This window comes from uncultured Salinicola sp., from assembly GCF_937921195.1.
In the GTDB taxonomy this organism is placed as follows: domain Bacteria; phylum Pseudomonadota; class Gammaproteobacteria; order Pseudomonadales; family Halomonadaceae; genus Salinicola.
The window spans coordinates 1-4,408 of the sequence record NZ_CALFQK010000042.1 but is presented as its reverse complement, the minus strand read 5'-3'; the positions used below and the strand labels follow the sequence as shown (position 1 = coordinate 4,408).

General features: G+C 61.7%; 4 protein-coding genes. 1 reads left to right on the top strand and 3 read right to left on the bottom strand.

From position 1 onward, the window contains the following. Positions 1–92: 92 nt before the first annotated feature. Positions 93–737: a DUF1203 domain-containing protein gene (locus tag Q0602_RS03665; RefSeq protein WP_298839154.1), complete on the bottom strand. Its 645-nt coding sequence runs from the start codon at positions 735–737 to the stop codon at positions 93–95. An 83-nt stretch (positions 738–820) separates the two neighbouring features. Between Q0602_RS03665 and fdxA the strand changes: the two genes are divergently transcribed. Beyond that, on the top strand, positions 821–1,144 hold the full coding sequence (gene fdxA / locus Q0602_RS03660) for a ferredoxin FdxA (protein WP_149434537.1): 324 nt from the start codon (positions 821–823) through the stop codon (positions 1,142–1,144). Between the two features lie 91 nt (positions 1,145–1,235). On the opposite strand, the gene eno is transcribed toward fdxA, so the two are convergent. Continuing rightward, positions 1,236–2,528: a phosphopyruvate hydratase gene (gene eno / locus Q0602_RS03655; RefSeq protein ID WP_298839150.1), complete on the bottom strand. Its 1,293-nt coding sequence runs from the start codon at positions 2,526–2,528 to the stop codon at positions 1,236–1,238. 206 nt (positions 2,529–2,734) lie between these two features. Next, on the bottom strand, positions 2,735–4,393 hold the full coding sequence (locus Q0602_RS03650) for a CTP synthase (protein WP_298839157.1): 1,659 nt from the start codon (positions 4,391–4,393) through the stop codon (positions 2,735–2,737). Between the last annotated feature and the right edge of the window lie 15 nt (positions 4,394–4,408).

Here is a 4,408-nt window from a genome sequence, read left to right as displayed (position 1 = left end):
CACTGGAGTCGCTGGATATCGACTCGCTGACGCCCCGGGCGGCGCTGGATCTGCTTTACCGATTCAAAGAAATTCGATGAGAGGATATATCGTTAAGCACGCTCCACACGGCAGGCGTAACATCCGGTAGCAGCATAGTGGATATGGAGATAATCGGTTCTGGTCTCAGACCAGAGCCTTTCGATTTCCTGAACAAGGTCAGCTCCTTGGCTCAAAGCTGCCGCAGTGAGCCAACCGTGTGCATCATATGCGCGAATAGAGAGCGACCTTTTTAGTAAGGACGGAGGGACGACACCGCTTGTCCATTTCTGAAGCAAGGCAGCTTCCCCGATGAAAACGGGCCCTGATGCACGGTAAGGAGTTTCCACATCGTGATGTGTGTAATGAAGCAACCAAGCTGCTTCATTGATCGCTACGTCCGTTAGAGCAAAACGACACGGCAGGTCATCTCCGTGACCAGCAACAACACGACTGGCCAGTCCCTTACGACTCAAAGCTCTGACATCGTTGATATCGATAAAGAGACCAATACAGCGAAAGGACATGATGTTCCCCTCAATAGCAATGAAGAGGGGAGCATGAGCCAAGCGGAAGGTACCCACTGGCCACATACGGCACTCGCGGCTATAACGCCATTCCTCGATGTTCCAGGTGGCGGCTTGCCGGGGCTGGCGCCGGCCGCCTAGAATATGGCGCCATTCGAATAGTGTCGGCGGCACTGCGCGAGCGGTGAACACGAAAAATCCTATCCGCCGAGATCGTGATAGCGAGAGATCGAGACAGGGGCCACGACCGGGCCGTCAATCAGGAGAGAACACCCATGACGTTCGTCGTCACCGAGAACTGCATCAAGTGCAAATACACCGACTGCGTCGAAGTCTGCCCGGTGGACTGTTTCTACGAGGGCCCCAATTTCCTCGTCATTCACCCCGACGAGTGCATCGATTGCGCACTGTGCGAGCCGGAGTGCCCCGCCGAAGCGATCTTCTCGGAAGACGAGCTGCCTGACGGCCAGCAGCAGTTCATCGAGCTCAACGCCGAGCTCGCCGAAGTGTGGCCCAACATCGCCGAGCAGAAGGATCCGCCGGAAGATGCCAAGGAGTGGGATGGCAAGCCCAACAAGATCGAGCTGCTCGAACGCTGATTTGCTATTACGCAAATCAGCGTTCGCCGCCGAAGAACGCAGGAAGGCCGCTCGATGAGCGGCCTTCCTGGTTTATCGGTCTACAGCGATTTTACTGCCCTTTGATCGCCTTCAGGCCCGGATAGGCGGCTTTCTCACCCAGCTCCTGCTCGATCACCAGCAGGCGGTTGTACTTGGCCACACGGTCGGAGCGGCACAGCGAACCGGTCTTGATCTGGCCGGCGGCGGTGCCCACGGCGAGATCGGCGATGGTGGTGTCTTCGGTTTCGCCGCTGCGATGCGAGATCACCGCGGTGAAACCGGCATCCTGGGCCATCCTGATCGCATCCAGGGTCTCGGAGAGCGAGCCGATCTGGTTGAACTTGATCAGAATCGAATTGCCGATCTGCTCGTCGATACCGCGCTTCAGGATCCGGGTGTTGGTGACGAACAGGTCGTCACCGACCAGTTGAATCTTGTCGCCCAGCTTCTCGGTCAGCGCCTTCCAGCCATCCCAGTCCGACTCGTCCATGCCGTCCTCGATGGAGACGATCGGATACTGGTCGCAGAGATCCGCCAGGTAGTCGGTGAAGCCTGCGGCATCGTACTGCTTGCCCTCGCCGGCGAGGTCGTAGGTGCCATCCTTGAAGAATTCGCTGGAGGCGCAGTCAAGTGCCAGGGTGACGTCCTTGCCCAAGTGGTAACCGGCATCGCCGACCGCCTGCTCGATCACCGCCAGGGCCTCGGCGTTGGAGGAGAGGTTCGGCGCGAAACCGCCCTCGTCGCCGACTGACGTGGAGAGCCCTTTGGCGGACAGCACCTTCTTCAGCGAGTGAAAGATCTCGGCGCCCATGCGCAGCGCTTCACGGAAGTTGGGGGCACCGACCGGCTGGACCATGAACTCCTGGATGTCGACGTTGTTGTCGGCATGCTCGCCACCGTTGAGGATGTTCATCATCGGCACCGGCATGGTGTAGCGCCCCGGCTGGCCGTAGAGTTCGGCGATGTGGGCGTAGAGCGGCACGCCCTTCTCCGTTGCCGCCGCCTTGGCCGCGGCCAGCGACACCGCGAGAATCGCGTTGGCGCCGAGACTCGCCTTGTTGTCGGTACCGTCCAGCGCCAGCATGGCGTCGTCGAGGGCGCGCTGGTCGCTGGCATCCATACCCATCAGCCGCTCGCGGATCTTGCCATTGACCGCATCGACGGCCTTCAGCACGCCCTTGCCCAGATAGCGCGACTTGTCGCCGTCGCGCAGCTCCAGCGCTTCACGGGAACCGGTGGAAGCGCCGCTGGGCGCGCAGGCGCTGCCCGTGATGCCGCCACTCAGGGTGACTTGCGCCTGCACGGTGGGGTTGCCGCGGGAATCGAGCACTTCGAGGGCGCGGATATCAACGATCTCAGCCATGTTGCGTTGTCCTGTCGGTTGAAAGCTCTTTTGGTTGATCACTCGGTACATCGAGCGTGAAGCGCCCGGTTCCCGGCGAGGGGGTCCGGGCGCGGTGATTCCATCATGTTAGCAGTTCCGGAGCTTAGCCAGCCCAGGCATCCCAGGTCCAGCCTCTCCAACGACAGCGGGGGATGAATCGCTTCATCCCCCGCCGGGTCATTCGGTCACTCCTGATGGGCCATGCCGTGCTGGCGCTGGCGGCTCGCCTTGTGCTCCAGCGCCGCATTGACGAAGCCGGTGAACAGCGGATGGCCGTCGCGCGGCGTCGAGGTGAACTCCGGGTGGAACTGGCACGCCACGAACCAGGGATGATCCGGCAGCTCGATCATCTCGACCAGCGCCTGGTCGCCGCTCTTGCCGGAGACGACCAGGCCCGCCGCCTCGAGCTGCTCGACGAACTGCTCGTTGACCTCGAAACGGTGGCGGTGACGCTCGGTGATGGTGTCCAGCCCGTAGACTTCGTGCGCCCTGGAACCCGGCTTGAGTCGGCACTCCTGGCCGCCGAGGCGCATGGTGCCGCCCAGGTCGGAAGCCTCGTCGCGCAGTTCGATCTGCCCTTCGGGATTGATCCACTCGGTGATCAGGCCGACCACCGGGTGCTGGGTCTCGCGGGTGAACTCGGTGGAGTTGGCATCCTCCCAGCCCGCCACGTGGCGCGCGAACTCGATCACCGCCACCTGCATGCCGAGGCAGATCCCGAGGTAGGGAATGTCGTTCTCGCGGGCGAAACGGGCGGTCTGGATCTTGCCTTCCACGCCCCGTTCGCCGAAGCCGCCCGGGACCAGAATCGCATCCTTTCCGGCCAGGCGTTCGGTGCCGTGGCGTTCGATCAGTTCCGAATCGATGTACTCGACGTTGACCTTCACCCGCGTCTGGATGCCGGCGTGAATCAGCGCCTCGTTGAGCGACTTGTAGGCATCGAGCAGCTCCATGTACTTGCCGACCATGGCGATGTTGATCGTCTTGAGCGGATTGAGCTTGGCATCGAGCACATGGATCCACTCGGCCAGGTCCGCCTGGGGGGCGTCGAGACGGAACTTGTCGCAGACGATCTCGTCGAGCCCCTGCTCGTGCAGCATCAGCGGAATACGATAGATGGTGTCGGCATCCTGCAGCGGGATGACGGCACGCTCCTCGACGTTGGTGAACAGCGCGATCTTGCGCCGCTCGCTCTCCTCGAGCTCGACCTCGCTGCGGCAGATCAGGATGTCGGGCTGGATCCCGATCGAGCGCAGCTCCTTGACGCTGTGCTGGGTCGGCTTGGTCTTGGTCTCGCCGGCGGTCTTGATGTAGGGCACCAGCGTCAGGTGCATGAACAGGGCGCGATTGGCGCCGACCTCGCTGCGCAGCTGGCGAATCGACTCCAGAAACGGCAGCGATTCGATGTCGCCCACGGTGCCGCCGATCTCCACCAGCGCCACGTCGTAACCTTCCCCACCCTTGACCACACGATGCTTGATCTCGTCGGTGATGTGCGGAATCACCTGCACCGTACCGCCGAGATAGTCACCACGGCGCTCCTTGCGCAGCACGTGCTCGTAGACCCGACCGGTGGTGAAGTTGTTGCTCTGGGTCATCTTGGTGCGGATGAAGCGCTCGTAGTGACCCAGGTCGAGATCGGTTTCCGCGCCATCCTCGGTGACGAACACCTCGCCATGCTGAAACGGGCTCATGGTGCCCGGATCGACGTTGATGTACGGATCCAGCTTGAGGATGGTGACCTTGAGGCCGCGTGCCTCGAGAATCGCAGCCAGCGAAGCGGACGCAATGCCCTTGCCCAGTGAGGACACAACGCCGCCGGTCACGAAGATATATCGTGTCATGGAAAACCTGTCGAA